The organism is uncultured Maricaulis sp., assembly GCF_905480005.1.
In the GTDB taxonomy this organism is placed as follows: domain Bacteria; phylum Pseudomonadota; class Alphaproteobacteria; order Caulobacterales; family Maricaulaceae; genus Maricaulis.
Window position 1 is genome coordinate 1 of the sequence record NZ_CAJQOO010000050.1, and the last position, 2,513, is coordinate 2,513.

Annotated in this window: 1 protein-coding gene, 1 tRNA gene and 1 pseudogene; 1 reads left to right on the top strand and 2 read right to left on the bottom strand. The window is 61.3% G+C overall.

Features of this window, described 5'->3' with window-relative positions; genetic code table 11:
* Both tig and QZ266_RS05995 read right to left on the bottom strand, forming a co-directional pair.
* On the bottom strand, positions 1-1,229 hold a 1,229-nt coding region (gene tig, locus QZ266_RS05990), incomplete at its 3' end, for a trigger factor (protein WP_295692634.1).
* Between the two features lie 229 nt (positions 1,230-1,458).
* A tRNA-Leu gene (locus tag QZ266_RS05995) sits at positions 1,459-1,543 on the bottom strand.
* Between the two features lie 152 nt (positions 1,544-1,695).
* Between QZ266_RS05995 and QZ266_RS06000 the strand changes: the two are divergent.
* Positions 1,696-2,513: pseudogene (locus QZ266_RS06000) on the top strand (hypothetical protein); the annotation flags it as partial.

Here is a 2,513-nt window from a genome sequence, read left to right on the forward strand (position 1 = left end):
GCGACGGCATTCGGGTTCTTCTGGTAGAACTCGACGACCTGGCGCTCCTGACCCGGATACTTCACCGCTTCCTGATTGATGGCGCGGGACAGTTCTTCCTGGGTCACGTCGATATTGTTGCGGCGACCGATCTCGGCCAGCACGAGGCCCAGGCGCACACGACGCTCGGCAATATCGCGATACTCGCTCTTGAGCTCGTCTTCCGACTTGGACTTGTCTTCTTCCTCGAGTTGATCCTGCTCCATGGCACTCGCCACTTCGCGCCAGATATTCTCGAACTCGGCCTCAACCATTTTCGGCGGCAGGTCGAATTTGTGCTCGGCATCCAGCTTGTCGAGCAGGTCACGCTTGACCTTCATGCGCGACTGCTGGGCATGCTCGCCCTCGAAACGCTTGCTCAGCGCCTCTTTCAGGCTGTCCAGATTTTCGAGACCCAGGCGCTTGGCCAGTTCGTCATCAACCTTGGCATCCTGCGGAGACTCGACACCCTTCACGGTAACCTCGAACACGGCAGCCTTACCGGCCAGCTGTTCGGCCTGGTAATTCTCCGGGAAGGTGACATTCAGCTCGCGCTCTTCGCCGACCTTGGCGCCGAGCAGTTGCTCTTCGAAGCCCGGGATGAAAGCACCATCACCGATAGCGACGCGCGCGTCCTCGGCGGAACCGCCTTCGAACACTTCACCATCAAGCTTGCCAATGAAGTCGATGACGACGACATCGCCGTCTTCCGCCTTGGCATTCTTGCCGCCCTTCTTGGCCGCAAATTCACGGCTTTCACTGGCCAGACGCTCGAGCGCCTCGTTGACTTCCGCGTCCTCGACAACAGCGACCGGGCGGGTCACTGACAGCTTGGCCGGATCAGCCGGCTCGAAATCGGGCATGATTTCAAGGGCGATCTCGAAGACAAAATCGGCTTTGCCACCGAGCACGTCCTTGGCTTCGCTGGTCACCGAAATGTCCGGCTGCGATGCCGGGCGGAGTTTTTTCTCGTCGAGCGTCTTCTGGGTGGTCTCCGGAACCAGCTCGTTGAGCAGGTCGCCCATGATGCTTTCGCCGAACATCTTGCGGATGTGGCTGGTCGGCACCTTGCCCGGGCGGAAACCCTTCAGGCGGACTTCCGGGCGGATCTCTTCGATCTTCGCAGACAGGCGAGCTTGCAGATCATCAGCCGGGATGACGATCTCATAGGTGCGGCTCAAGCCTTCGGAGGCTTTCTCGATGACGTTCATGGGTTAGCCTTAGATGTTCAAACAGACGGGCGGCAAAAAACCGCGTGCAAAATCGAGCGCGCGTTATGTCACGCGGATTCGGCGTAGGCAACGCTGCGGAGCGGTTCGACCGCACAGCGCAGCAGAGTCTGCGGTCAAAGCCAAGGGTCAACGGGGCCTGAGCCACCCCTCCTGCACGAGACGGCGCGACCGCCGACAGCTCGCCACCCGAAGCCCACAGGACAACAGGTGGTGCGGATGGAGGGACTCGAACCCCCACGCCTCTCGGCACCAGAACCTAAATCTGGCGCGTCTACCAGTTCCGCCACATCCGCAGGCCGGGCGCGCGTTATGGCGCGGCTTGTCAGGACAGGCAAGACCGGCGTTCAACGCTCTGCATTCCGACCATTTCCGAACACGTTACAGTCAATCCGGTCTTAAGCATTCAAGGGCATACTGCCAGCAAGCATTCCGGGCACGGACATCGATGACGGCTGACCTAAAAACATTCATCAAGCGGGCCATGTCGCGTGGCGAGCGCATTGATGTCGGGCAATTCCGCCTGGTCAATTTGGCTGCAGTTCGCGAAAAGGCTGGCGAAAACTGGCCGACTGCAAAGAAGAAGGTTTTCACTGCGGGCACCCAGTTTCTCGCCCGGCGCCTGTCCGAGAATGACGCCGTGATTCCCTGCGAAGAAGGCTTTCTGGTCCTTTTCGCCGAAACGCCTGAGGACCCGGCTGCCTTTCTCGCCGAACTGGGTGAAGCCTTGATGGCTTTCTTCCTCGGCGCGCCGGAAACCTCGGAACTCGGTATTGAGAGCGAGGCCAGCCGCGTTGCTGCGGACGAGATCACCCAGCTGGCAACGATGACCGCCTCTCCTCCGCCCGCGCCGAAAGCCGCACCGAAAGCCGCGCCGGCCGCCGCTGAAATACCGAAGCCCGCCCAAATGCCGCGCAGTCGACCGGTGTCGGAATGCGAAGACGAGGACGTGCTCGCGCATTATCGGCCGCTCTGGGACGCCCAGAAACAGTCCATTGCCATCAATGCCGCCCTTGCCAAGGTCGTGGTGGGTGGCCGGGCGCTCGAAGGGCGCCGCGCCATCTCAACCGGCATGTCGAAGATCAGCCAGATAGATCTGGACATGTGCGCCCTGGATGCCGCGATCGGCATGATCACCGCCTTCGCCCGCAAGCAAAAGCGTATCCGCCTGCGCATTGCCCTTCACGCCAGCTGCTGGGCGGACCGCGATCACAGAGCCCGGCTGAGCGCACGCATCGAGACCATGCCGGCACCGGCCCGCAAGTC